At 36.5% G+C, this 26024-nt stretch carries 19 protein-coding genes and 2 riboswitches; of the genes, 13 read left to right on the top strand and 6 right to left on the bottom strand.

Annotated features, from left to right (window positions below):
• Window positions 1–104: 104 nt before the first annotated feature.
• The 4 genes from I2490_RS17065 to I2490_RS16400 form a co-directional block, all read right to left on the bottom strand.
• On the bottom strand, window positions 105–335 hold the full coding sequence (locus tag I2490_RS17065) for a hypothetical protein (RefSeq protein ID WP_330634713.1): 231 nt from the start codon (window positions 333–335) through the stop codon (window positions 105–107).
• A 197-nt stretch (window positions 336–532) separates the two neighbouring features.
• Window positions 533–1396 (bottom strand): glutamate-5-semialdehyde dehydrogenase, encoded by an 864-nt coding sequence (locus I2490_RS16410; RefSeq protein WP_330634712.1) that lies wholly within the window; start codon window positions 1394–1396, stop codon window positions 533–535.
• Window positions 1393–2322, bottom strand: a complete 930-nt coding sequence (locus tag I2490_RS16405; protein WP_206460827.1) for a metallophosphoesterase family protein — start codon at window positions 2320–2322, stop codon at window positions 1393–1395. Before I2490_RS16405 ends, I2490_RS16410 begins: the two co-directional genes overlap by 4 nt.
• Before the next feature lie 74 nt (window positions 2323–2396).
• On the bottom strand, window positions 2397–3398 hold the full coding sequence (locus tag I2490_RS16400; RefSeq protein WP_206460826.1) for a ribonuclease H-like domain-containing protein: 1002 nt from the start codon (window positions 3396–3398) through the stop codon (window positions 2397–2399).
• Between the two features lie 396 nt (window positions 3399–3794).
• Here I2490_RS16400 and I2490_RS16395 point away from each other — a divergent pair, with 396 nt between their 5' ends.
• The 4 genes from I2490_RS16395 to I2490_RS16380 all read left to right on the top strand — a co-directional run bounded on the left by I2490_RS16395 (window position 3795) and on the right by I2490_RS16380 (window position 8346).
• Complete coding sequence (locus I2490_RS16395; RefSeq protein WP_206460825.1) at window positions 3795–4055, top strand: stage V sporulation protein S; 261 nt, start codon at window positions 3795–3797, stop codon at window positions 4053–4055.
• Between the two features lie 303 nt (window positions 4056–4358).
• On the top strand, window positions 4359–5648 hold the full coding sequence (gene larA, locus I2490_RS16390) for a nickel-dependent lactate racemase (protein WP_206460824.1): 1290 nt from the start codon (window positions 4359–4361) through the stop codon (window positions 5646–5648).
• A gap of 104 nt (window positions 5649–5752) precedes the next feature.
• Window positions 5753–6919 (top strand): pyridoxal phosphate-dependent aminotransferase, encoded by a 1167-nt coding sequence (locus tag I2490_RS16385; RefSeq protein WP_206460823.1) that lies wholly within the window; start codon window positions 5753–5755, stop codon window positions 6917–6919.
• Between the two features lie 14 nt (window positions 6920–6933).
• Window positions 6934–8346, top strand: coding sequence for a YjiH family protein (locus tag I2490_RS16380; RefSeq protein ID WP_206460822.1), 1413 nt, complete (start codon window positions 6934–6936; stop codon window positions 8344–8346).
• A 195-nt stretch (window positions 8347–8541) separates the two neighbouring features.
• Here I2490_RS16380 and I2490_RS16375 read toward each other — a convergent pair whose 3' ends face one another.
• Window positions 8542–9243, bottom strand: a complete 702-nt coding sequence (locus tag I2490_RS16375; RefSeq protein WP_206460821.1) for a FadR/GntR family transcriptional regulator — start codon at window positions 9241–9243, stop codon at window positions 8542–8544.
• A gap of 229 nt (window positions 9244–9472) precedes the next feature.
• On the opposite strand from I2490_RS16375, the gene I2490_RS16370 reads away from it, so the two are divergent.
• The 6 genes from I2490_RS16370 to I2490_RS16345 all read left to right on the top strand — a co-directional run bounded on the left by I2490_RS16370 (window position 9473) and on the right by I2490_RS16345 (window position 20374).
• Entirely contained in the window at window positions 9473–10276 is an 804-nt protein-coding gene (locus I2490_RS16370; protein WP_206460820.1) for an electron transfer flavoprotein subunit beta/FixA family protein, read from the top strand.
• A gap of 4 nt (window positions 10277–10280) precedes the next feature.
• Window positions 10281–11273: an electron transfer flavoprotein subunit alpha/FixB family protein gene (locus I2490_RS16365; RefSeq protein ID WP_206460819.1), complete on the top strand. Its 993-nt coding sequence runs from the start codon at window positions 10281–10283 to the stop codon at window positions 11271–11273.
• Window positions 11270–12655, top strand: coding sequence for an FAD-binding oxidoreductase (locus I2490_RS16360; RefSeq protein WP_206460818.1), 1386 nt, complete (start codon window positions 11270–11272; stop codon window positions 12653–12655). The genes I2490_RS16365 and I2490_RS16360 overlap by 4 nt, the downstream gene beginning before the upstream one ends.
• Window positions 12656–12842: 187 nt before the next feature.
• A riboswitch (cobalamin riboswitch) is annotated at window positions 12843–13055 on the top strand.
• A 135-nt stretch (window positions 13056–13190) separates the two neighbouring features.
• Window positions 13191–13934 (top strand): enhanced serine sensitivity protein SseB C-terminal domain-containing protein, encoded by a 744-nt coding sequence (locus I2490_RS16355; protein WP_206460817.1) that lies wholly within the window; start codon window positions 13191–13193, stop codon window positions 13932–13934.
• A 124-nt stretch (window positions 13935–14058) separates the two neighbouring features.
• Window positions 14059–14270, top strand: a riboswitch (cobalamin riboswitch).
• A 265-nt stretch (window positions 14271–14535) separates the two neighbouring features.
• A complete protein-coding gene (locus I2490_RS16350; RefSeq protein ID WP_206460816.1) occupies window positions 14536–15108 on the top strand; it encodes a hypothetical protein in 573 nt (190 codons plus the stop codon).
• Between the two features lie 154 nt (window positions 15109–15262).
• A complete protein-coding gene (locus tag I2490_RS16345) occupies window positions 15263–20374 on the top strand; it encodes an S-layer homology domain-containing protein (RefSeq protein WP_206460815.1) in 5112 nt (1703 codons plus the stop codon).
• Between the two features lie 98 nt (window positions 20375–20472).
• On the opposite strand, the gene I2490_RS16340 is transcribed toward I2490_RS16345, so the two are convergent.
• Window positions 20473–22605 (bottom strand): methyl-accepting chemotaxis protein, encoded by a 2133-nt coding sequence (locus tag I2490_RS16340; protein ID WP_206460814.1) that lies wholly within the window; start codon window positions 22603–22605, stop codon window positions 20473–20475.
• A gap of 261 nt (window positions 22606–22866) precedes the next feature.
• On the opposite strand from I2490_RS16340, the gene purB reads away from it, so the two are divergent.
• From purB to proC, 3 genes are read left to right on the top strand one after another with little or no spacing between them, the layout of a single operon-like run.
• A complete protein-coding gene (gene purB / locus I2490_RS16335) occupies window positions 22867–24300 on the top strand; it encodes an adenylosuccinate lyase (protein ID WP_206460813.1) in 1434 nt (477 codons plus the stop codon).
• A gap of 47 nt (window positions 24301–24347) precedes the next feature.
• Window positions 24348–25148, top strand: coding sequence for a glutamate 5-kinase (proB, locus tag I2490_RS16330; protein ID WP_206460812.1), 801 nt, complete (start codon window positions 24348–24350; stop codon window positions 25146–25148).
• Between the two features lie 58 nt (window positions 25149–25206).
• Window positions 25207–26007, top strand: a complete 801-nt coding sequence (proC, locus tag I2490_RS16325) for a pyrroline-5-carboxylate reductase (protein ID WP_206460811.1) — start codon at window positions 25207–25209, stop codon at window positions 26005–26007.
• The last annotated feature ends 17 nt before the right edge of the window (window positions 26008–26024 follow it).

Below are 26024 nucleotides of genomic sequence, written 5' to 3'. Positions count from 1 at the left end.
TTTTTATATATGTAGTTAAAACTTCTTAGTATTTATTTTTTTAATTATAAATTAGTTCAATACTCTTCTTTTTAAGTTAATTGTAATTTGATTAAAAATATAATTTAGATGTTTTTAAAATGGAAGGCTTTCTTTCCTTGCGCATAATCATCTACGATTTGTCCATTACCAAATAGCTTATATTTGTAAGTAACAAGTCCATCCAATCCTACAGGGCCTCTGGCATGCAGCTTTCCTGTACTGATGCCTACCTCTGCGCCAAAACCATAACGGAATCCATCGGCAAAACGAGTGGAACAATTTTGATATACTCCTGCAGAATCCACAAGCAGCATAAAGTGATTTGCAGCATCTTGATCTTCTGTAAGAATGCAATCTGTATGATGGGAACCGAAGTGGTTGATATGTGCAATGGCTTCATCTAAGTCATGGATAATCTTGATTGAAACAATATAATCAGAGTATTCTCTTCTAAAATTTGGATTTTCTTGATTGTTTAGTGAAAGAATTTTTTTTGTATTCTCACAACCAATTAGAGTAACCTTATTTTTTCCAAAATTTCCTGAAGACGAGGCAGAAAATCTGCGGCAATGGCTTCATGTATCAATACGGTTTCAACGGTGTTGCAGGCAACAACATATTGTGTTTTTGCATCTAGAATAATTGGCAGTGCTTTTTCAAAATCTGCTGATTTATCAACAAAAATATGGCAAACACCATCTGCATGACCCATGACCGGAATTTTAGTATGATCCATAATATACTGCACAAATGAGTTCGAACCTCTTGGAATCAATAAATCAATGGATTCATTGCACTTTAATAAATCATTGATTTCAGCACGATTTTCAATGAGTGTTAAAAAGCCGTCTGGTACACCGGATTCCAAACCCGCTTCATGAATGAGTTCAAAAAGAATTCGGTTTGTATGAGCAGCTTCGCTTCCCCCTTTTAAAATAGCGCAATTTCCGCTTTTTAAACATAGTGTAGCAATTTGAACCAAGGCATCTGGACGAGATTCGAAAATAACTCCAATGACTCCGATTGGACAAGTTACTTTATGCAATGTCAAATTTTCATCCAGCTCTCTTTTTAATAGGGCCTGAAAGAGAGGATCTGGAAGTGAAATGAGACTATCTATCCCATTTAAAACATCTTGAAGTTTCTTTTCATCAAATTTTAATCGCTTAAGAATTGGATCAGGTGTACTATTTTTTTCAGCCTCTTCTAAGTCGAGTGCATTGGCAACTTGAATCTTCACCCGATTTTCTTGCAGCTTTTGTGAAATGGATTTTAATGCTTTGTTTCTTGCTTCATTCGTTAAAGCGGCCATTTTAAAACTATCTTTTTTTATCTGAGAAGTAATCTCTTCAATTGATTGTATTTTTATTGTCATCTTATTTCACCTGTCAGTCCTTCCTTATTTGGTTCAGTTTTATAAAAACAAGAGAGTGGCTTTGGTCCTTGGATGGTCGTTTTTCGGATGTACATTGTACCATCAGGCTTACTGTGTACACGCCATGAAACGTAACTGATTACACCATCAGTTAGTTCTAAGCAAGTTATACCGCGAGGATGCATACAGCAACCTGTATTAAAGTATGCCGGTTCACCCGGTTTTGGAAATTTAGGACGGTGTGTATGACCGCAAATCAGCATAATACCATGTCGTTCGTTCCATTTATTGTAGTTAATTTCTACCTTATGACGCTTGTACCTATTTTTTGCAGGACTGGCAGCATAATTGACACCAACTAAGTGAAGAAACCGCCAGATATATTGAACCATGAAACGTGATATCCACCAGAATTGGTCGTTGAGCATATCGCCTTGATTTCCATGGACTACAAATATTTCTTGGTTTGTAACCCTATGCTTAAGAATTAAAGCTTCATGTATACTGATTCCGGGAAATAAAGGTATCATTTCATCGGACTGCTCATCATAAGTATAATATAAATTTTTCTTAACATAGTTTGGATCTTTCAGTTGAATGTTATGGTTTCCGTAAAGTATGAGAAGACGGCCGTCGTCAAAATATTTTTTTAAAAGGTCAAAGGTACTTCGATGGGCTGTTAATATATGTTCATAATTAGGATGTTCCCATAATTCATCTCCATCACCTACTTCAATATAAGTGTAGCCGTGTCGGTAGTAATGATCTAAGGCATGTTCATAAATATGTCGATTGCGTCCAAATTCATCTGAAAGGCTGTCATCACCACGGTGAACGTCACTGAAAAATACAAAGCGTGAGGTGTCGTCAAATGGCACCGGAAAAGCGGATTTGAATATTTGATCCAGCCGTTTATTTGTTTGCAACGTTTTTCACCTCTCCTTCGATCTTTTTGTTTTTAGTATACCACAAAATTATTTCTAAGGTTAGTATGATTCAATTAGAACTGTTTTAATATTTCTTTTAATATAATTTTTAGAGCATGGTTTATTTCTAAATAGTTAGGAATGCTTCCGTCATGAAGTATTAAATAACCACTTTGATAACCATTGTACTTTTGAAGTGGTGAAAAATCCATATTAAAAGATTCCAGATCAATATATGTAAAATTATTTTCTGATATATAAGGAACTTTTAATTCAAACGTTTGCATTTTGGAATCTAATTTCATTTGATGTGTCATTTCGTAGCTTTGATAAGGAAGCAAAATATTATTGCTCTTACCGTTAATAAAAAGAAAGTTTTTATCAAAGTAAATGTGCTCAATTTTAACTTTTCTTTCTTTGTGAGTGCATAAGAAACCTCGCTGGAACATAATTTGGTGTAGATTTAGTTTATCTAAAATTTTAAGCAAAGCAGATAATTGTATTACGTCATCCTGATTGTGAAGTAAAATAGTATGTTTGATTTCTTCTAATGGCTCTTTTTGATAACGTTCGTATAATAGAGTGCTTTCCTTTCCTGAGATTTGATCCGTACGATTATTTTCAATGCCCAAAAATGATTCCACTGTTTTTTGTTTTAAATTAGGAAGTAATTCACCAATGGAAGAAAACTGCCGCAAAATACGATAAAGATCAAAGGAATAATGAAAAGGGAGTATTTCGCTAAGACCCAGTTGCTTCATTCTTTTTGCAAGAAAAGAAAGATCAAAGGAGTCACCATTATAGGAAATCCAAATATCTTGCTTTGAGAGATCTGCAAGGTATTGCTCCAGCTGGTTTGCTTCTTCAAATGGTGTTTCTGCAAAATATTGTGTGATTTTAAAAGGCATTGAATCATTATTTTGACTAAGTAATCCTCCTAAAATAAAAGAATCTTGTTTTGGTGAAAGTCCTGTTGTTTCAATATCAAAAAAGCCTAATGACAAATCCTGAGTGTATAGAGCCCAGGGTTTTGATATATATTTATTATTTTGATTTGTATTCGTTTTACAAGACATAGTATCACCGCCTATTTCTCAGTATAGCATTTAATCTTTTATAAAATAATAATTATTCAATCATTATTTTTCATATTAATTCGTATTAAAAAGTCACAAAAAACAAAACAAACTGCAGGGGAGCAGTTTGTTTTGTTCAAAAGGGGTATTGGGATTAGAGATTAATGAGGTTATCAGGGGGATAACCACGTCCATATTATAAACAATTACGATTAAAAATGCAAGTGTTCGACAAAAAATTATAAAAAAAATATTTTTTTGGAAGTTTTCTGTCGAAGAGTTTTTATTAAAATTTAAAGGAATCCAAGGATTGGAAGCGAATATATACAATGAAAGTATTAAATGAAATCCAATCAAAAGGGAATTCAAAAGAAGCATTTTAGGGAGGAAACAATAATGGAAGTATTAAAAGTATCAGCGAAGTCAAATCCTAACTCGGTAGCAGGGGCTCTGGCAGGGGTTTTGAGAGAAAAAGGAGGGGCTGAGATTCAAGCAATCGGAGCAGGTGCATTGAATCAAGCGGTAAAAGCAGTTGCCATTGCAAGAGGATTTGTAGCGCCAAGTGGAATTGATCTTGTATGCATTCCGGCGTTTACAGATATTCTTATTGATGGTGAAGAGCGAACCGCAATCAAATTGATTATTGAGCCTAGATAAAAAATTCAACGTAACCCATGGACAAGAATAGGGGTCTTGTCCATGGGTTTTTCATTATTTAGGAAACCATTCCCAATATCGACCAAATAAAAAAGTCTACTGTTAAAAAAATTAGCGGAATAGGCTTTTTGTTTTTTATAACGTTATTTTAATGAGGGTTGTTTTTGGATGATATTAAAAAATTTTGATAATAAAAAATATTTAAAAATAAAGCAAAGATATGGTATAATTATCCGCAATTGGTCTTACCACGGAAGTTGTTGTCTAAATGAATCTCAATTTTACTGGAGGTGAAAACACTTAATGGCTACATTGTCACTGAAATATGGTAAAGGATACAAAGAATTATCTTTGGATGTTTTTGAGGAATATAGAATATTAGAAAATAAAAAGACATCTAAAAGAAGTGCAAAGGAAATCATTCAAGATGCATTAGATCATCCGATTGGAAGTTCTCGGCTCTCTCAAATTGTAAAAAAAGGAGAACGCATTTGCATTATTATTTCGGATATTTCCAGATATTATCAACGTATGGATTTATTTTTGCCTGAAATTATAAAGGAACTAAATTCAGCCGGGATTTTGGATGAAGATATCACATTTTTATGTGCTACAGGCGCACATGCTGCTCAAACAGAAGAAGAGCATGCGTTGCTATTAGGTGAGGAATTAAAAAAACGATTTTGTGTGGTTGATCATGATTGCCATAATAAAGAGGATTTAATGACATTGGGAATCACTCGAAATGGAACGGAGGTTGCAGTCAATCGAAGAGCTGTAGAATGTGATCGTTTGATTTTAACCGGAGGGATTACCTATCATGATATGGCTGGCTATGGTGGAGGCAGAAAATCCATTTTACCCGGAATTGCAGGGTATGAGTCTGTAGCTGCAAATCATAGCCGTGTATTTGGAAAAAATGTGGGAAGCGGATTGAATCCGGAATGTCGTATGGGAAATTTAGAAAGAAATCCAATGCATGAAGATATGATAGATGCTTGTGCCATGATAAAACCGGATTTTCTTTTTAATGTAATTTTAGATAGTAATGGAAATTATTATAAGGCTGTCGCCGGAGATGCTCAAGAGGCGTTCTTAATGGGGACTAAATATTTGGACGAGGTTGGTGCAGTACTCATTGAGGAGAAATCAGATGTAGTAATCGCCGGTTGCGGTGGATTTCCAAAGGACCTAGATCTTTATCAGGCGTCGAAAGCGTTTTCTGCGTCCGTTGAAGCCGTAAAAGAAAACGGAACTGTCTTGGTGATTGCGCGGTGTGCAAATAACATGGGAACAGAGGAGTCTGTGTCTATTATTACAGATTTTCAAGAAAATTTACAACGAGAAACATTTCTAAGAAAGGATTTTTTACCTGAAGCATTTTCAGGATATTTGCTTTGTGAACTGGCAGAAAAATATAATCTTATTATGGTATCGGATTACGAGCCAAAATCCGAATTGAATCAATGTGGCATTCAGTTGTTTCGTGAAATTTCTGAAGCGATTTCTTATATAGAAAAAACGGTAAATAAGAAGGACAAGCGGATTTATATCCTACCGAGTGCCATGTCTGTTTTACCAAAGTTAAAATAATTTAACAATTCTGATAAAAGCTATTGTAAAAAAATAAAAAATGTGGTTAACTGTATGTGAGGTCTTACCACCTATCAGTTTAAGGAAGGACGGAGGTGAATGTTTTGAAACACAGATTTATTTCAAAACGGTACTGGAAAGACAAATCAACACCTATGGGAAAGGTGGATGAGCTCGCAAAGGGCTTTAATGATGTCATTAATCTTAGCTTAGGTGATCCGGATTTAATTACGGAAGAAATCATTATCAATAATGCATTTCAAGATGCTCTGAATGGGCATACGAAGTATACTGATTTCCGAGGGGATCCAGAGCTGCGTCAAGAAATCATTAAGTATTATAAAGAAGAATATAATATGGAGATTCTGGATGAAGAGGTCTTTGTTGCAACCAGCGGGTGTCTTGCAATGTATTTGGCATTGGAAGCAATTCTGGATGATGGGGATGAAGTTATTTTACAGGCACCATTTTTCACACCATACCCACAGCAAGTAGAGCTTGCACGAGGTATTCCAGTAGAGCTTGCAACTTATGAGGATGAAGATTTTCAAATTAATATCGATCGTTTGGAAGGATTAATTAATGAACGAACCAAGGCTTTAGTAATAAATACACCAAGTAATCCGACTGGAAGTTGTCTAACGTTAGAAACCATGAAGAAAATCGCTGAGATTGCAAAGAAGCATGATTTAATTGTGATAGCAGATGATATTTATACTTCATTTAGTTATCAACATCCGTTTATACCAATTGCTGCTTTAGAAGGCATGAAAGAGAGAACGATTATTATTAATAGTTTCTCAAAAAACTTCACAATGACAGGTTGGAGAATCGGAAACATTATTGCTCCGGAATACATCATTCAAACAATTCAAATGATTAATGAGAATGTAGTATTCACAGCACCATCAATTTCTCAAAGAGCTGCAATTCATGCACTGCAAAATCGGAAAAATATACAGCCGCCTATGATTGAAGAATATAGAAAACGCATGTTTTACGCAGCGGAACGAATCAATGCCATTCCTCATATGTCAGTGATTTATCCACCTAGAGGTACTTTCTACTTATTTGTAAATATTAAAGAAACAGGCTTAAATTCTATTGATGCAAGTGATTGTATTCTTCGGGAAGCACATGTTTTAACCATTCCGGGAATTGCATTTGGGGAGTGTGGAGAAGGTTATATTAGACTGGCTTGTACAGTTGGTATAGACACTCTCAAAGAAGCTTTTGACCGTTTGGAAAAAGTATCAATTTTTAAAAAGTAAAGGAGGACAATAATATGGAAGAGCAGACAAAAGTAGTCGGCGTTGAAACAGAACAAGATCAAACATTGAGTGGATTAATTCAAAATCCTACCGGAAAACAAAAAGCAAAATTTATTATTCCTTCTGTTATTGGTGTATTCTTATTTCTTTGCCCAATTTGGGTAAACGGAAATATGAACATCCCACTTGGCGTTATTTCCGAATGGGTAGCGGCTTTTATTAAACCATGGGCACCACAAGCGATTCTTGGAATCGTTGTTATTTCAGCAATTATGTCTTTAATTACTACTTTATTTAAACCAAAGGCAATCATAGATGGGAAAATGCTATCAAAACTATTTGTGACTTCGCCAATTTATCTTGTAATTCGTATCATTGGTGCTATCATTGCTACCTTAGTATTTTTCCAAGTAGGTCCGGAATGGATTTATTCCGGAGACACAGGTGGCACAATGATGAGTTTAATGTCAACCTTGATTGCTTGGTTCTTTGCAGCATCTTTCTTAATTCCGCTGCTTATGGATTACGGAATCATGGATTATACAGGTACTTTAATTCGTAATTTACTTTGGCCTTTGTTCCGTTTGCCTGGAAGAGCCGCTGTTGACCTTTGTGCATCTTGGGTTGGTAACTGTAATGTAGGTGTTGTTTTAACAAGTACACAATATGAACAAGGTTATTATACTGCAAGAGAATCCGTATTAATTGCAACTTGTTTTTCTGCTGTATCCTTACCATTCTGTTTAGTTATCGCAGCGATGATGGGAGTTGAACAATATTTTATTCCATTCTATCTAATTTTAACGTTTACAGGTATTATCAGTGTTGTCATTATGGCACGTATTTGGCCTTTGTCGAAAAAATATCCGGATGAGTATTATGCCCTAACCGGCAAGCAAATTAATGAAGTTGAGCCTAAGGGCATCAGTAAAACTCGTTGGGCTTATTTACAAGCGGTAACCAAAGCTGAAAAAGGTCCTAACTTCGGACAATTAATCTATAAGGGCATTGATATGTTCTTAGGGATTATATTCACTCTTGTACCGGTTACTATGTGTGTAGGTACATTGGCATTGGTACTTTCTACTTATACACCGGTATTTGACTGGATTTCTATGCCGTTTGGTTATTACTTACAATTACTAGGTGTAGAGGATGCTTTCGCAGCTGCACCGGGAACGGTTGTTGGATTTGCGGATATGTTTATTCCTGCCGTAATCTGCTCGAATATACCGTCTATTGAAACAAGGTTTATCATCGGTATTTTGTCATTAGTACAGATCATTTATATGAGTGAGGTTGGATCGATTATGCTCGCATCCAAAATGCCGGTTAAAATTACTGATTTAATTATTATTTTCTTAGAGAAGACAATCATTGCAATTCCGATTATCGTCTTACTCACAAAGGTTTTTTTACCATTTTAATGAAATAGAAGTTGGGAAAAAGATTTTACTAATATTTAGTTTCTCATAGAATAAACTGCTGCAAGTTACCTAAGACAGACCACCCTTTGTCTTTGGATTTGTAGCAGTTTGTTTTTTAAAGAAATGGAAATAGCGATATGTTATAAAAAAAAATCCCCTAAATGATGTAGGGGATAATAAAGAATTTTTAGTAATCTAAATTCCATGAAGGAGATCTGGGCGAATATTGTTTAGATGTATATTGATGAAAGAAGCTGCCAAATCTGCATCCTTCTTTTCAATGGCATCAATAATATCTTTGTGTTCTTCGTAAATGCGCTCGACAGAGTCTTCTTCTGCAAAATAGGATAAATGTACTGCTTGATCTATAAAATTTTCTAAAAGGTAAGATGCATTTTCAAAGGTTGCTAAAATCAGGCTATTATTGCAGATATGTGCAATTTTAAAATGTATATCCTTATCACATTGTGATTTTTCATCTGGTGTTTTTGCTTTCATCATTTCCTTTTGTTTTTTATTTAAATAAGCAATGTCATCGAAAGTAGCTAATTTTGCAGCTTCTCGAACAGTAAATGTTTCTATAAGATAACGCAACTGAAGAATTTCCTGTACATTTCCATTATTTAATTTAAAGGAAAGCGAAAGGGGTTTAAAGAAGTTCGACTCAACATTATTAACAATGTAGTTTCCTAAACCATGTCGGCGTTCAACAAGTCCCAACACTTCTAAGGCTTTTAGAGCTTCTCGCAATGCGGGACGGCCAATTTGAAATTGCTCCGTCATAATACGTTCCGGTGGAAGTTGATCTCCGTCTTTTAATTCGCCACGCATAATCATTTCTTGGATCTGCTCAATGACGATTTGAGAAATTTTTTTATTTTCAATTGCCATAAACATGGAATTCACTCCTTAAATACATAAAAATGCACATAGTATATTTGTATATTTTTATTTTGTCATTTGCTCTTTCTTTATTTTATAGGAAAAAAAGGAAAACTGCAAATTAAAAAAATATCAGAAAATTAAAATAGTAATTGCACCTTTTAGATAAATGGTGTATGATTTAAGTGGTAAGACCAGAGAATAAGTTGAAATCTAAGTATGCAAGAAAAACGAGGGGAGTATCATGAACATACTTGTTTTAGTAAAAGAAGTCCCTGATATGGAAAAGGTAAAGTTTGACCAGGAAAAGGGAGTTGTAGATCGTTCTTCTGCAGAAGCTGAAATCAATCCATTTGATGAAAATGCTTTACAAGCTGCGGTTGATCAAAAAGAAAAAGAACAAAAGAATGTGACCGTAACAGTAATGACAATGGGACCACAGAGAGCAGAAAAAACCCTGCGTGATGCTTATGCAAGAGGTGCCGACAAGGGCGTATTGTTGACAGATCGAAAATTTGGTGGTTCGGATACCTGTGCAACAGCAAAAACGTTAGCAGCTGCAATAAGAAAAATTGGAAATTTCGATTTGATTCTATGTGGAGAGAAATCCGTTGATGGTGATACGGCTCAGGTTGGTGCAGAAGTTGCAGAGTTTTTAGATATTCCACATGCTTACTATGTAGAGGAAATTCGTAATTTGGATCATGATTCGGTTCAAGTCACAATTGAAAATATTGGCGGTGATCGACAAGTTAGAACAATGAAGCTTCCTGCGCTGATTGGGGTAACCAAAAATATCAGTCGTCCAAAGCTTCCGACAGTGAATCGAAAATTAGAATCACTTACAATACAAGTGGAGACAATTACCCTGCAAGATTTGAATGGATTTATGTCCGAAGAGGAATGTGGTTTTAAAGGATCACCAACTAAAGTTTCGAAGATAGAAATTCCGAAAGAAGTAAAAAAGAATAATCAAGTCTTTCGTGAAGATTTTACTGCCTTCTTACAGTCGGTAACCGATGTTTTAACGGAGAAAGGGATTGTGTAAGGGTATGGATAATAAGAAACAGAGAGGCATTCTTGTCATTGCAGAGCAAAGTAACGGCGAGATTCATAAAGTCAGTTATGAGTTGTTAAACAAAGGCAGAGAGTTGGCGGAACAAAGAAACATGCCATTAGACTGTCTTCTTTTAGGAGGAGACGGAATCCCTGCAGAAGAGTTGAACTATAGAGGTGCACAGACCGTTTATTATATGAAGGATTCCATATTTTCTACTTTAGAAGAGTATACGTATAAAAAAAATATTGTCGCTTTCATTGAAGAAAAGGAGCCGGAAATTGTATTGATTGGGGCAACGAATTTTGGCCGTTCTTTGGCTCCCCGAATTGCAGCCGCATTATGTACCGGATTGACGGCAGATTGTACCGATTTGCAAATTAACGATGAAGGGCGTTTAATCCAAATTCGTCCTGCTTTCAGTGACCATTTGTTTGCACATATTAAAACGGTGAAAAATCCGCAGATGGCAACGGTTCGTTATAAAGAATTTGCAGAAGCAAAGAGAGACTTAAAAAATCTAGAAAATATTATCTTCGTGAAACCTTATTTCAAACAGACTTCAAAAAGTACAGTGGATGAAATGATTGCATTGGATGATTTTGATATTACCGAAGCAGAAGTCATTGTTGCCGGAGGTCGTGGCATTCGTAGAAAAGAAGATTTAGCAATGTTGGAGGAACTTGCAAAAGTTTTAGGCGGAAAAGTTGGAGTGTCAAGAGCGTTAGTCGATGCTGGAATGGCTGAAAGTTCTGCACAAGTGGGTTACAGTGGAAACCGAGTAAAACCGAAGGTATATATTGCTTGCGGTATTTCAGGAGCACCACAGCATTTAGCTGGTATGAAAGATTCACAAGTAATTATTGCAGTGAATAGCGACCCGTCGGCACCAATCTTCCAGATTGCAGATTATGGATATGTAGGAGATTTGTATGAAGTGATTCCGCAGTTCACTCGTCAATTAAGAAAGGAGGATGCGGTAAAATGAAAGAAAATATTATAAAAGCTTTAAAAACGATTGTCGGAAGTGATTATGTTTTAACAAATAAAGATCAAACCGCATCTTATCTTTATGATGAAGTTGAAGAAGCGTATCGACCAAAAGCAAATATAGATTCCATTGTAATTAAGCCAAAAAACACACAAGATGTATCCCAAATTATGAAACTGGCAAATGAAAACAAGATACCTGTGGTTATACGTGGTGGTGCAACCGGACTTTGCGGAGGATGCACACCAGTAGAAGAAAGCTTTGTTTTATCTATGGAACGAATGAATGGTATTTTGGAAATTGATCGAAAAAATATGGTTGCCGTGCTGGAGGCGGGCGTAACGTTGATGGATTTACTGGAAGAATTGGAAAAGTCAAATGATTTAAGTTTTCCGGTACATCCCGGAGATGAAGGTGCCCAAATGGGAGGTATGGCTGTAACAAACGCAGGTGGAGCCAGAGCCGTTCGTCATGGCGTGATGAGAAAACACATTATGGGTGTAGAAGCAGTACTTCCAAACGGTGAGATTTTAGAGCTTGGCGGAAAGCTTGTGAAAAACAATGCCGGATATAATTTAATGCAGCTTTTATTAGGAAGTGAAGGAACACTCGCTGTTATCACAAAGATTGTATTGAAAATCTATCCGAAAGATTTCTATTCCGCTACCATAGTGGCACCATTTGAAAACTTTGAAGATGCATGTCAGGCAGTTATGGATATTTTAAAGAATGGCAATCTTCCGCTTGCAGTGGAATATATGGATAAACATTTATTTGTTGGGACTGCGGAAATGCTTGGGCTTGAATGGCAGGCAAAAAAAGGAAATGCAGATTTATTAATCATTCTTTCTGAGAAGAATGAAAGACAACTATATGAAGCTTGTAAGGAAATCAATGAAATTTGTGAGAAGAATCATTCGTATGAGACTTTATATGCAGGAAAGGCAAAAGAGCAGCAGGAATTACTGCTGATTCGCAGCCAGCATTATGAATATATCAAAGAAACGATTTGTGATTCCTTTGATATGGCAGTACCGGTATCAGAAGTTCCGGCATTTATTAAAGATTTAAAAATGCTGGTTAGAGAATATGATACCAATACTAATGTCATAGCTCATATTGCAGATGGAAATGTGCACAATGATATTTTATATTTGGAAGACGGAACGGTTCCTTCGTATGCATCTGAGTTAAAGCAAAAGATGTATGACATTTGTTTTTCTTATGGGGGAACGATTACTGGTGAACACGGGATTGGAAAAATCAGAACAAAGGATCTTACCTTACAAAAATCTCCGGTAGAGTTGGAGTTGATGCAGGGCATAAAAAAGGTATTTGACCCTAATAATATTATGAATCCGAAAACTGTGCTCATGTAGATAATTTAAATTAGCGTACAAGTTTTAAGAGATAAGTAAAAATAAGTAAAAAAGAACCCATTTTATTTTGGTAATATCAAAATAATTAGGTTCTTTTTTACTTGTAGTAACAGATCGAATATTTAGAAATTTTTCTTGCAATCTAAATTTAAAACTGTTAAGATTGATTCAAAATATGAAATATGATGAAATTAAATATTATTCATGTCTGCCATCAATCGTTGGCAGCTAAGAGGGAAGCTGGTGAAAATCCAGCACGGACCCGCCGCTGTAAGTCAGGAGTTCTTGTTCGATAATTTGTTAAGTGCAAATTACCACTGAATGCAAAACAAGCATTTGGGAAGGCCGGAAAGGATGATGAGAGACAAGTCAGAAGACCTGCATGAATAAAGTAACAACCAGTCACGAGGTAAATGACGTAGGTAGTTTTAATTTAAAACGATTGGTTTTATTAAATTTATAATTTTGTAAAAACAGTAAAAACGGACTGTGGTTTTCGCCATAGTCTTTTTTGTTTTGTAGAAAGGGAGAAAAAATGAGTTTAGAAAGAAAGAGTAATTTTTTAAAAGCGCTAAATGAACTGCAGAAAAATACGAATGCAATGAATGAAGAAAATTTTTTTAAAATATTAAAACAATCTATGTTCTGGGTACCAGTTCATAAAGCAAATAATGAAAAAGATATAAAAGAAAAATATAATATACTTACATCGCCCAACGGCGATTATTATCTTCCCGCTTTTTTCGAAAAAAAGGATGTGTGCGAATTTTTTTCGACCTATGAAATTAAATATCTTTCTTATGATTATCTAAAACATATGATAATTGATGACGCAGAAATACTCAAAGGAATTGTGATAAATCCTTTTAAAGAAAATATTATTATTACCCAAGCGTTGATTTATGCAGTGGATGAGCAAATTGAAGGTATGACGGTCAATAAGGAGCATCATGAAGGAAATGTACAGCTGTGGCAGCCAACTGAGATACCAAAAGGATTATTGAGAGAATTAAAAAAATTTTTTGAAATGCATCTGGAGGTACATGCTGCTTGGTTGTTGAAGGCTCAAGGGCAATCACAATCTGAAAAACATTGGTTATTATTGATAGATTTTTATGGCGATAAGAAAGTATTGTTTCCGAAAATTGCTGAAACAATGCGTCCTTTTATGAAGCCGACAGAATGCTTTGAATTAATGCAGGCAGGAGGTTCTTTCAAAGAAAAGGTTCAAGAAGTATCAAATCCGATTTATGTAAGAAAAACTATGTATGTATCGTAAAATAATTTTATATAAGAAAAAAAGTACTTGAAAAGTAAAATGGAAATTGTTAATATAAAAACACAATATAATGAATGTTATGACAATATAATATTTTCGACAAATTATGACAAATTTTGACTTACAATTCAATAAGTATCTATGTCTACCGATGAAAATCGGTAGCTAAGAGGGAAGCCGGTGAGAATCCGGCACGGACCCGCCGCTGTAAGCGAGGAGTTCTTAACCAATATTTTTGCGAAAAGCAATTGCCACTGAAGTGATAAAAACCTTTGGGAAGGCGGTTAGGAATGTAGATTCGTAAGTCAGAAGACCTACATGGATATAAAGTACAAACGGTCACGAGGTAAATGACCTGTAAGATTCTTTTCTTGAAGGGATACATGAAAGAAGAGAGATATGTATAAGAACAGTGAAAACGGACTGTGGCTTTTAGCCACAGTTTTTTTTATCTAAATTTTGCAATTGATTTTTTTATATAGATCAATTGGAAAGGGGGTTAGTCCTGCGTAAGCAGGAAGTGATGAAGCATACTTGTAATTTTGCAAGTATATTTTAGCGCTATTGTCTGTTCATACAGACAAACAAAGGAGGAAAAATTATGAACAAGCAACTTATTGGGAGAAAAATTACAGTCGTTGTATTAGCAATGATTATGGTCTTTGCCATGACCAGTATGGCATTTGCAACACAAACAACGGTAACGTTGAACTTGGAGGCTATGGAACAAGATGAATTTGGTGATTGGAGTAGAACGAATCTTACCTCATCACCAATTACTATTTCAGGCGTTTCCAGTACAGCTACGCTTTATGACGCTTTGGTGCAGGAAGATACGAATAATACTAATCTTGCCATTACGTGGAAGGATGTTCAAATTTTAGATCCAAATACTTGGCAGCCGACGGGCGAAATTGGAAAAGCCATCACCTCCATTACTTACAATGGAGTAACTTACACAAACCGTGACAGCTATCCGACACCAAACTCTTATGATGGGGAATCTTGGATGTATTATCTTGGTGCACAATCTGGCAGACCATTGTCCACAAACAATTATCCAAGCGAATATCTCAGTCAGAAAATTGTGAGTGAAACTACCGTACAGAATGGAGCTACTGTAAATAATAATTTATTGAACTTGAGTTTTGAACATTTGGAATTTACCTGGTAAATAAAATCGAATTTTATAGTCTTGCAGGGGGATTTTCCCCCTGCTTAAAATTTTTTACATATTTTAAAAAGCAGAAAATCAAAAACAGTTAATAAATAAACAATTACTGCAAAAACCTGTAAAAATATGGGCAGGTGTGAGATGAGGATAAGCTATGAAAATAAGAAAACAATGTCTGGGACTGTTTATGGCAGTGATGATGACATGTACACTGCTTCCGTTCAATTCCTTCGGTGAAAGCATCGAAGACTTGAGCGAGCCGAAAATAGAGAATATAACAGAGGATGTAAAGGAGGTTGAAGCACCGGTTCCTTCGGAGGATGGGGTAGAGCCCGAAGAGATTACCACACAAGCAGCTTCTGGGGAGATAGAGAAAGAATTGAAAGAGGAGCTTTTGCCTGCTGCTTTAAATGAGCAATCGCAGGATTTACCTTTTGAAATCACTACATATGGGGCAATCAATACGAACGGTCAATTTGTTGACGCTACGAATGCACAAGGCTCCTATCCGAAAAAACTGGAAGGTTATGATAATATTATCGTAGCACAAAGACCAATCATACAAAAAAGGGGCAAAAAAAAAGAAAAAGAAGTGATGGAGGGATATTTGCTATCTCCTTCTGCAGAGATTGCAATTGAATCCAACGTATCGGATGTTAAGTATGATGTGACTCGCGGAGATCCCACAGAGAAGGGAAGATCGTTCAAAATTATAAGAGAATACGATGACGAGTTGGATCATACCTATGGAAATTGCTATGCGACGATAAAAATAAACGATAACGGAGCCATAAAAGACTATTATTTGATTTATGGAACTTTAAATCAAGGGCAAATGTTATCTGGATCTGAGATTGGATTTTACGATGGAAGCACAGAGGAACAGATGCTTCAGTTCAAAGCAAAAGAACTGGAGATATCGAAAGGTCATTCTCAAATCCGTGAAATCACGGTACCGTCTTCGGCAAAAACAATGGGGATACAGGTATACTCAACTACGCCATTTAAAGACAATCCGCTTGAACAATATGCGAGCTATGAAGATGCTCTAAGTGATAATCGTGTGTCTTTAAATGGCGAACTGATTGGTTATTTTGATACCAGCAGCAGCAAACGAAGCAGCAATCGAATGAGTCCTGAATTTTCTTTGAAAAAAGGCTTAAATGTGTTAGAAGTGCGGTGTAATGCTTCTTTGATGTCTGTATCTGCTAATAAAAATTTTCAAATAGGAGAAACGATTAATTCCGGAGTCTATGTAAACTGGAGAGATGGTCTTCAATTTAAATCTTATGTATTTTTATTCCATTGGGAGGGAGAAGAGGTACCACCTTTGCATGGAACGGATACCTCTTTGGATTATTTGGATGCAACTTTAGTGTCCATGGTGAAGGAGGCAACATTATACAAAACAAAGCTGAATATTGGGGAAAACACCCATCAGATTACTTTGCCGAAAGTGATGCCATCTTCAGAAACTTCGGCTAACAACTATAAAGAAGCTAAGGATGCACTGCTTTATGTGGGAATTCGTACAAAGGATCCTGGAGCAACGTATACCATTAAGATACCGGAAGGCTCTTACCTTATGGGAAATTTAGATTCCCAATATGATATAATTTTTAAAAAAAGAATCGGAATTTTTAATCCGATTTATATACTAGAGTTGGATGGGACGCCGATTGAATCCTTTCAGGTAGAGATTACCGCAGCAGACGGTAAAACAAAGACGATACATACCATAAAGCTGGTACATGCTGATGACAGCACTGCGATTTCTGATTTTATTATAGCCGGTGCCGATCTCGAACCTGGAGTAGCTTTTTCGGGCAAAAAAAATAATTATAAATTCATTCCTAAGAATGATGCAGAAGAAATCGCATTTTCTGGAAAGCTGCCAATCGGAAGTAGTATGGCAATTGGTGAAAAGAACGTAGAAGTAGCGGCGAATGGTAGTTTTCATGTGAGTATGGTGATGCCAAAATATTCAGTGCGACTTGAGGTAACTGCTCCGGACGGTGTGACAAAACAAGATTATTTCTTTCTTCGAATGGAAGAAGATAAAACGATACCGTATTTTGGAATCGAGCCATCAACAAAGGAGCTAGCAGAGCAGCTCTTACATGGCTATCGTAGAGTGAAAGAGGAAGAAAGAAAAGAAGGAATTAGTAATTTTGCTGCCTCTTATTGGGCGGTATTTATGGCATCAAGCACGGGTGAATCCATGGATGGCGGGCGTGTATTCGATGTCACAAAGCATACTTACAATCAGACGACCGATTATGCCGCAGTCATTTTACAGCTTGTTCTTCAAGGAGAAAATCCTTACAACTTCAAAGGACATAATTATGTACAGGAAATGATTGATAATGGGGGAGGACCATTCGCCTGCAACATTTGGTATGTGATGGCGGCTAAGGCGGTCGGTATTGACTGCAGCCAATTTGTTGAAGAATTGAAGACAAATGCGGTAAGTCCTACTTATGATCCAGATATGCGTTCTTGGTGCATTGCTGCACTCCATGGCATCGTGGAAGATGAGGATATGGCGTATTATGCGGATAAATTGCAAGAACGTCTAATTCGAAAGGGGCAGTTTGCAGGACAGTTCTATTATCAGAAAGGTGGAACGCCGAATGTGAATACTATGGGCTGTATTATTTCTGCACTTGCCACAGCCGGAGTGGATCCGGAAAAGCACTTTGCCGTAACGGATGCGGAGACTTTATATACACCGTTAACAACAACCCGCGATCGCCATATGAATGCGGATGGGTTATTCTCATATAGCGCTAATGAGGATAGAAGCGTGGGTCTATGGAAAGACATTATCATTGCTATGGGTGACCTCATCAATGGCGGAAGCGTATGGGATCGTTGTGCGCTAACCCGAGATAAATTTGATCAATTGGTAGTAAAAGCGGAAGGTATGAAAAACGGAACCGAACAGCAGATGCAAACGTTGCAAACCGCAATATCAAATGCGAAAGAAGAAGCAAAGACGGTTGAAACAGGAAAAATCATTGGTCTTGGAAAAGTCTATTACGATTTATACGAAGCGATGGCTGCTATTGATACTTCAATGACTGCTAAAGTGAAATATGGAATGCCATATGTAGAATTTCAAGAAATGATCAAAGCATTTCCAAATGATGAAACACTTACATTAGAAGACAAAATAAAAGTCAAAGAATGCATTGATTTTTATGAAAAATGGAAAAAACCATTTGGTGATTATTGGGAATCATTTGTTGGAGAACAAACACTAGAAAAATATGGAAATGTACGAAGGGTAATCCTTAGGTTAGAGGGTACGGAGAAGACTGCTGAAGTATTTTCTAAGATGCTTTCTTTGCCGGACGCAGATGTCATTACTTTACAGGATAAAGATAAGGTAGAAGCAGTTACAAAAGCGTACAATTTATTAAATGCGGAACAAAAAGCTTTACTTGATTGGGCAGGAAGCTCAGTTATGGACCGTTACAATGACGCAAAGGATATGATTGACAAACTATCATCAGGCGGAGGATCGAATCCGGGAGAGAAGCAGATTAAAGTATACTTTACCCTACTGGGTGTGCCAAAGCATGGAGAAAGCGGTAAAAAATATGTATATGAAAAAAATCCAAATGATTTTGAAGAGTGGATACCGAAAACAAAATATATATATAATGGGGATTCGGTAACCGTATATAAGGTCTTTATGCGAGGATTGCAGGAATATGGATTAGATCAAGAGGGAGCAAAAGGTGGTTACGTTAAAAAAATAAAAGGACCGGACGGTTGGCTGGGAGAATTTGATAACGGTAAAAACAGTGGTTGGATGTATACGATTAATGAAAAGCATCCTTCCGGCGGACTTCTCGAGGATAAGTTGACCAACGGAGATCGACTGGTATGGCATTATACGGATGACTATAAACAGGAAGAGGGTTCAGAGAAATGGCCAAACAAACCAGAGGAAACAAACAGTGAAGTTGAAGTTAGGATTGATGCCAAAGCAAAAACAGACAGCACCGGAAAAGCTACCGTAACGATTACTTCAAAAGATTTAAAAGCAGCATTAGATAAGGCTTTGGAAGCTGTTAAGAAAGCTGAAAAAGATGGAAAGAAAAACGTGAAGCCACAAATCCTGCTTAATGTTAAGAGTGACAGCAATGCATCGATCGTGGAAACGACCGTGCCGGTATCCTCGATGGAAGAATTGGCAAAGGAAGAGGTTGAAGTGCTTGTGATTACTTCGATTGGAACGATTCATGTAGAAAATAAGACATTAAAGGAAGTTCAGAAAGCGGCAGAAGGAAAAGAGATAAGCTTCCAAATCGCAAGAATCGATAAAAATAGTGCAAGTGCAAAAACCTTAACCGAGGCTCAGAAAAAAGCAGTTGGAGAGAATCTGGTTTATGATGTATCCATTCTTTCCGGTGAGAAAAAAATTAAAACCTTTGGCAGCCAAAAGTTAAGTATTTTGCTTCCATATACTTTAAAAAGCGGGGAAAACGCAAATCAAATAGCTGCATGGTATTTGGATGATCAAGGAAAATTGACAAAGCTGACAAGTAAATACGATGAAAAAACTAAGCTTGTGACGTTTGAGATCAATCACTTATCCTGCTTTGTGGTAGGAAAGGATATCGCAACGGATGGGGACAATGGATTCAATGATGTGAAAAAAGGTCAGTGGTATTATGATTCGATTACCTACTTAGTTGAAAAGGGAATTGTGAGCGGAACCACAAAGGATACCTTTAGTCCAAATGCAAACATTACAAGAGCAGAATTTACTCAGATTCTTTACGGGATGGCAAAGAGCCAGGCAGGAGCAAGCGGCAGCGCAATTACGGAAAAATCTGTAAAGGTAGATGCAAACGAAGCCTCAAAGATCTTCTCTGATGTAAAAAATACTGACTGGTATGCAAAGGCAGTTGCATGGGCTTATGCAAATGACATAGTAAAAGGAACAAAGATGGCAGACAACAGCATAAGCTTTATGCCGAATGCAAAAATTACTCGTCAAGATATGGCAGTGATGATTCAAAACTACATTCAAAAGGCAGAAAAGAAGACGATTGCAGAAAAGAATCAGAGCATAAGTTTTGCAGACGATGCAAAGATTGCTACTTATGCAAAAGATGCAGTTTCTATGATGCAGAAGGGCGGAATCATCAGTGGAATTAAGCAAGAGGACGGCAGTTACGAATTTGCACCAAAAGCAAATGCAACAAGAGCCGAAGCGGCAACGATGATATTCAAATATTTAAAGAAATAATTTCTTAACTGTATAATGAAAGAAGCCATGCAAATGATTGTTTGCATGGCTTTTACTTTATAAGTAATTATATTTTCATTGAATAAGCAAATCATGAATTAATATTTTGAATTTATTTCATTGCTTTCAGATCGATCATCCATATCAATGTTAGTGTTTTGTTCTGTTTGTTCAAGTTGATCAAAATCAGAAGAAGTACTAATATAATCCGTATCATGAGCAAGGTGGAACTGTGCTACAAGCTCTTTTAATAACTGTGATTGACCGGACAGTTCTTCACTTGCTGCAGCACTTTCTTCAGCGGTTGCAGAGTTCGTTTGAACGACGGAAGAAATTTGATCCATACCTAAGGTTACTTGATTCATAGAGGAAGATTGTTCGTTGGTAGCTTCAGAAATTTCGTTTATGAGTTGAGAGGTTTGTTGACCACCTTCAACAATCTTTTCAAGAGCATCTGCTGTTTGATCTACAATTTGTGTTCCTTTTTCTACGGAATGTATCGCACTTTCAATGAGTGTTGTTGTATTTTTGGCAGCTTCGGCGCTTTTTCCTGCAAGGTTACGAACTTCATCGGCTACGACAGCAAAGCCTTTCCCTGCGGCACCGGCTCTTGCAGCTTCAACGGCGGCATTTAAAGCAAGAATATTAGTCTGGAATGCAATGTCATCAATTGTTTTAATAATTTTTCCAATTTCATTTGAAGCACTGCGAATTTCATTCATAGCAGAGACCATATTTTTCATTTGGAGATTGGCATCTAGAACTTGTTCCGTATTTTCATTTGAGACAGTTCTTACATGATTTGCATTCTCTGCATTGTTTTTAATATGTTGAGAAATTTCATTGATAGTTGCAGACAGTTCTTCAATGGAGCTGGCTTGTTCAGTAGCACCTTGTGACAATGCTTGAGCACCGCTTGCAACCTGGTCAGAGCCGCTTGCAACCTGATCCGCCGATATGGAGATGTTTGTAAGTGTCTGCGTAAAGGTTTTTTGAATATTTAACAATGAAGTCTTAATTTTAGCGAACTCACCTACATAATCATGCTTTAAATCAAATACCATATTTCCCATAGCTATTTGATTTAAAACCTCAGAAACTTCATCAATGTATTTTACATAGTCCTTTAGTCTTACTACGGTTCGTTCAATTGATGAAGCAACTTGTCCAGTTTCATCATTTGAGGTGAATTTCATCTGAATGTCCAAATCACCGTCTGCAATTTGATTTGCAACGTTAGAGAGCTGTTTTAATGGCTTTACGATACTTCTGGAGATTAAAACAATGATTCCAATTAAAACAAGCATGATAATAGTACAAATCAAGATTAAAAGTTTCATTAAATTATTGTACGTGTGATAGTATTCTGCTTTTGAAATCGAAGAAAGTACACTCCATCCGGTATTTCCAATTTGACTGTAGTATCCGTAAACCTCTGCACCACTGCGAGAATAAGGAGTGTAGCCTTCTTCCTGATTGTTATAATAATTAATAATTTCTTTTGATAAGCCGATTCCCATTATATTTTTCATAATGTACTCTTCATTACGGTCAAAAATGACGGTTCCATCAGCAGATACGAATGTGAAAAAACCATCTTCTCCGAGTTTATAGTTTTCCATAATATGAATTAAGTTTTCTAATGTTAAATCCAAACCAACGGCACCAATCATTTGGTTTGTTGCATGATCATATACAGGAGCAATTGCACTGACAATAAGTTGCTGGGTAGCAGTGTCTACATATGGGCTCGTTAGAATTGCTTGCTTTTCATTTATTATTCTTATGTACCAATCTCTAGTCGTAATGATCCAGTCATCACCACTTGTATAACCATCCGAAACAATTAACTGACTAGAATCAAAATCAGCAATCCAGCTGGCAATGACATTTTCACTATCTAGTGCAGCAATTTGACTCAAGCTTTTCTCAACATTTTTTGCTCCATTAGCATCGTCAAAGTGCATGCCTGCTTTTACCTCTTTAAAATACATTTCCATATCGGGATCGGCTGCTAATGATTCAGTTATCTTTATATATTGTGTAAAGAATTCACTGACTTGATAAGCGGCTTGTTTTGAATTTGCTGTTATGGAATTAGTTGTAAGCACGGTTACTTCATTTTTTACTAAGGTTAGTACTAGAACAAGTAAAATGGAAAGTGATAAAACAACTGGGATAACGGTACTGACTAAGATTTTTATGAGGATACTCTTTTTTATTGTTTTCATAGGGAACCTTCCTTTCAACGTATTTTATTTTATCGGATGTTGCTTTTATTAGAATATTTTTTATATTCTAACACATTATTAGACATTTTTTTATAATTTTTGCCAAAATAATATTTTTTCTACTCAATAGTATATTTCTTTATTGATTCTTAAAATTCTTTTATCCATGGAAAGCAATTGAAAAACGAAGGAAAATGTAGTATATTATTTAGGTTATATAAATAAGTAATCACAAGTGTTTTATAGATAAGGAGTGTAAGTATGAGTACAGATCGTTATGAAAATCCGTTAATCGTTCGATATACGAGCAAAGAAATGTCCCATATTTTTTCTTCCGATGTGAAATTTTCTACATGGAGAAGCCTATGGATTGCTTTGGCAGAGGCTGAAATGGAATTAGGACTGCCAATCAATCAAGAACAAATTGATGAAATGAAAGCCTTTGAGCATGATATCAATTATGAAGATGCTATTAAGAGAGAAAAAGAGACACGTCATGACGTTATGTCTCATGTTTATGCGTTTGGTCTCCAATGTCCAAAAGCACGTCCAATCATCCATTTGGGCGCAACCAGTGCTTATGTTGGGGATAATACCGATATCATTGTAATGAAGGAAGGTTTAAAATTAATTCGCAAAAAGTTGATCAATTTGCTTTATAGACTGAGCCAGTTCGCATTGGAATATAAAGATATGCCTACTCTTGGCTTTACACATTTTCAGGCTGCCCAATTAACTACAGTTGGAAAGCGTGCAACTTTATGGATGCAGGATTTTTATTATGACTACCTAGAGGTAACTCGTTTAATTGATGAAATTCCATTGTTAGGTGTAAAGGGAACGACCGGAACCCAAGCTAGCTTTGTTGATTTGTTTGATGCTGATATGGACAAGGTAAAGAAGCTGGATTGTATGGTAGTAGAAAAAATGGGATTTTCAAAAGTGGTAGCCGTATCTGGTCAAACTTACACAAGAAAAATTGATTATCGTGTTCTTTCTGTCCTTTCCGGTGTTGCACAGAGTGTGCATAAGATGACAAATGATATTCGTCTACTTCAGCATTTAAAAGAAGTGGAGGAGCCGTTTGAAAAAAATCAAATCGGATCTTCTGCAATGGCATATAAACGAAACCCAATGCGAAGTGAACGTGCCGCTTCCTTAGCTCGTTATGTAATGAATATGGCACAGAATCCGGCAGATACAGCTAGTACTCAATGGTTTGAAAGAACCTTGGATGATTCTGCAAATCGCCGTATGGCTATTCCAGAAAGTTTTATGGCATGCGATGCTATTTTAGATATTTGCACAAACATCTCAACCGGACTGGTTGTACATGATAAGGTGATTCGTCAACGTATACTCAGCGAAATTCCATTTATGGCAACGGAAAATATTCTAATGGAAGCTGTAAAAAAGGGCGGAGATCGTCAGGAACTGCATGAAAGAATTCGAGAACATTCTATGGCAGCCGGGAGTCGTGTAAAAGATGAAGGTCTTGATAATGATTTGTTAAGACGAATTGCAGAGGACCCAGCATTTGGATTAACCTTAGAGGATGTAGAAACACTTTTAACACCGGAGGATTATATCGGAAGATCGCCACAGCAAACCGAAGAGTTTGTAAAGGAATATTTAGATCCTATTTTTAAAGAAGAAAAAGAGTGTTTGGGTGAAGCGGTAGAGCTTCGTGTATAAATAGTAAAAGCGATTGAAAATCAATAGAAAGGTAGCAGTAAGAAGCAATGAGTACCATAGGGGAGTTAATTGAAGACAGCCGAAAAATTGTAATAAAATTAGGTAGCAATACTCTATCGGATGAAAACGGTGAGGTCAATCGTAAGACTTTGCATAACATTGTAGAGCAAATTAATGAATTGATTCAAAAAGGGAAACAAGTAATTTTAGTATCATCGGGTGCTGGAATCTGTGGTGTCGGAGCCATCAATAAATGGAGCCGAAAGGGTGACATTAATTATAAACAAGCATTATGTGCAATTGGACAAGTAGAACTGATGATGGCATATAAGGAGTTTTTCAAAGAGTATGGGATTCATGTAGGGCAGCTTTTGCTTACTAGAGATGATTTTGCAGATCCAAAAAGAAATTTACACATTCGTAACACGCTCTTTACCTTAGTTGATGAGGGCGTTGTTCCGATTGTGAATGAAAATGACAGTGTGAGTGTAGATGAAATTAAGATTGGAGATAATGATACACTCAGCGCTTTAACAGCTAATTTATGGAATGCAGATCTTTTGATTTTATTTAGTGATATTGATGGTGTTTATGAAAAAAATCCAAAGGATCATCCAAAGGCAGAATTAATAGAAGAAATCTATGATATAGATGGGTTACTGCAAGAAATTGACACCAGAGGAACCAATCAATTTGGAACAGGCGGTATCTTAACTAAGATAGAGGCAGCAAGAAGAGTAAATGCCTATGGCATTCCAATGATTCTTGCAAATGGTAAGAAAATGGATATTTTAAGAAAAATTGCAGATGATGCTGAAAAAGGAACGGTTTTCTTTGGAAAAGCATAGAAGGCCAATAAGATAACGGAAAAATCTAGAGTGATATAGAGTTGATGGAGGTGGAATTATGAAAATCGGTTTTATTGGAACGGGAAATATGGGATGTGCAATTATAAAAGGGTATCTAACAGCGAATCCAAAAAAAGCAGATTTTATTTATGTCTACAATCATCATGTGGAAAAAGCACAAACGCTGCAAGAGGAATTAGGTATTCATAATACCAAAAGCATTAAAGAGTTGGTAGATAACTCGGATATTGTGGTATTAGCAGTAAAACCAAATACATTTGAACAAGTAATGCCTCAGGTGGCAGCAGCTATAACAACGCAAAAAACTTTAGTTTCGATTGCGGCAGGTGTCTCAATCTCCTATCTGGAAGGTTTTATGCTGCGTGGTGTTGGCGTCATCCGTGTTATGCCGAATACTCCATCTCTAGTTGGTGAGGGGATGGCCTCTGTTAGCCGTAATAAAGCGGTTTGCGAAGAAGCGTTTACAAAAGTTTTGGAATTGTTTTCTAGTATAGGTATGGTGCAAGAAATAAGTGAAAGCTTAATTGATGCTGTCGTTGGTGTGAGTGGAAGCAGCCCTGCTTACGCTTACATGTTTATAGAAGCCTTGGCAGATGGAGCAGTTGCAGAGGGTATGCAAAGAAAACAAGCTTATCAATTTGCGGCACAAGCCGTTTTGGGTGCAGCTAAGATGGTTCTGGAAACAGGACTTCATCCGGGAGAATTAAAGGATCAAGTTTGTTCTCCGGCTGGAACAACGATTGAAGCGGTTCGTTCGCTTGAAAAAAGTAGATTTCGATCTTCTGTCATGGAAGCGGTGCATATCTGTGCGGAAAAATCTAAAAATATGAGTAAGTAAATAAAACGGAAAGGAGA

The sequence above is a fragment of the Anaerovorax sp. IOR16 genome (assembly GCF_017168145.1).
GTDB lineage: Bacteria > Bacillota > Clostridia > Peptostreptococcales > Anaerovoracaceae > IOR16.
This window is presented reverse-complemented; position numbering and strand designations above follow the sequence as displayed.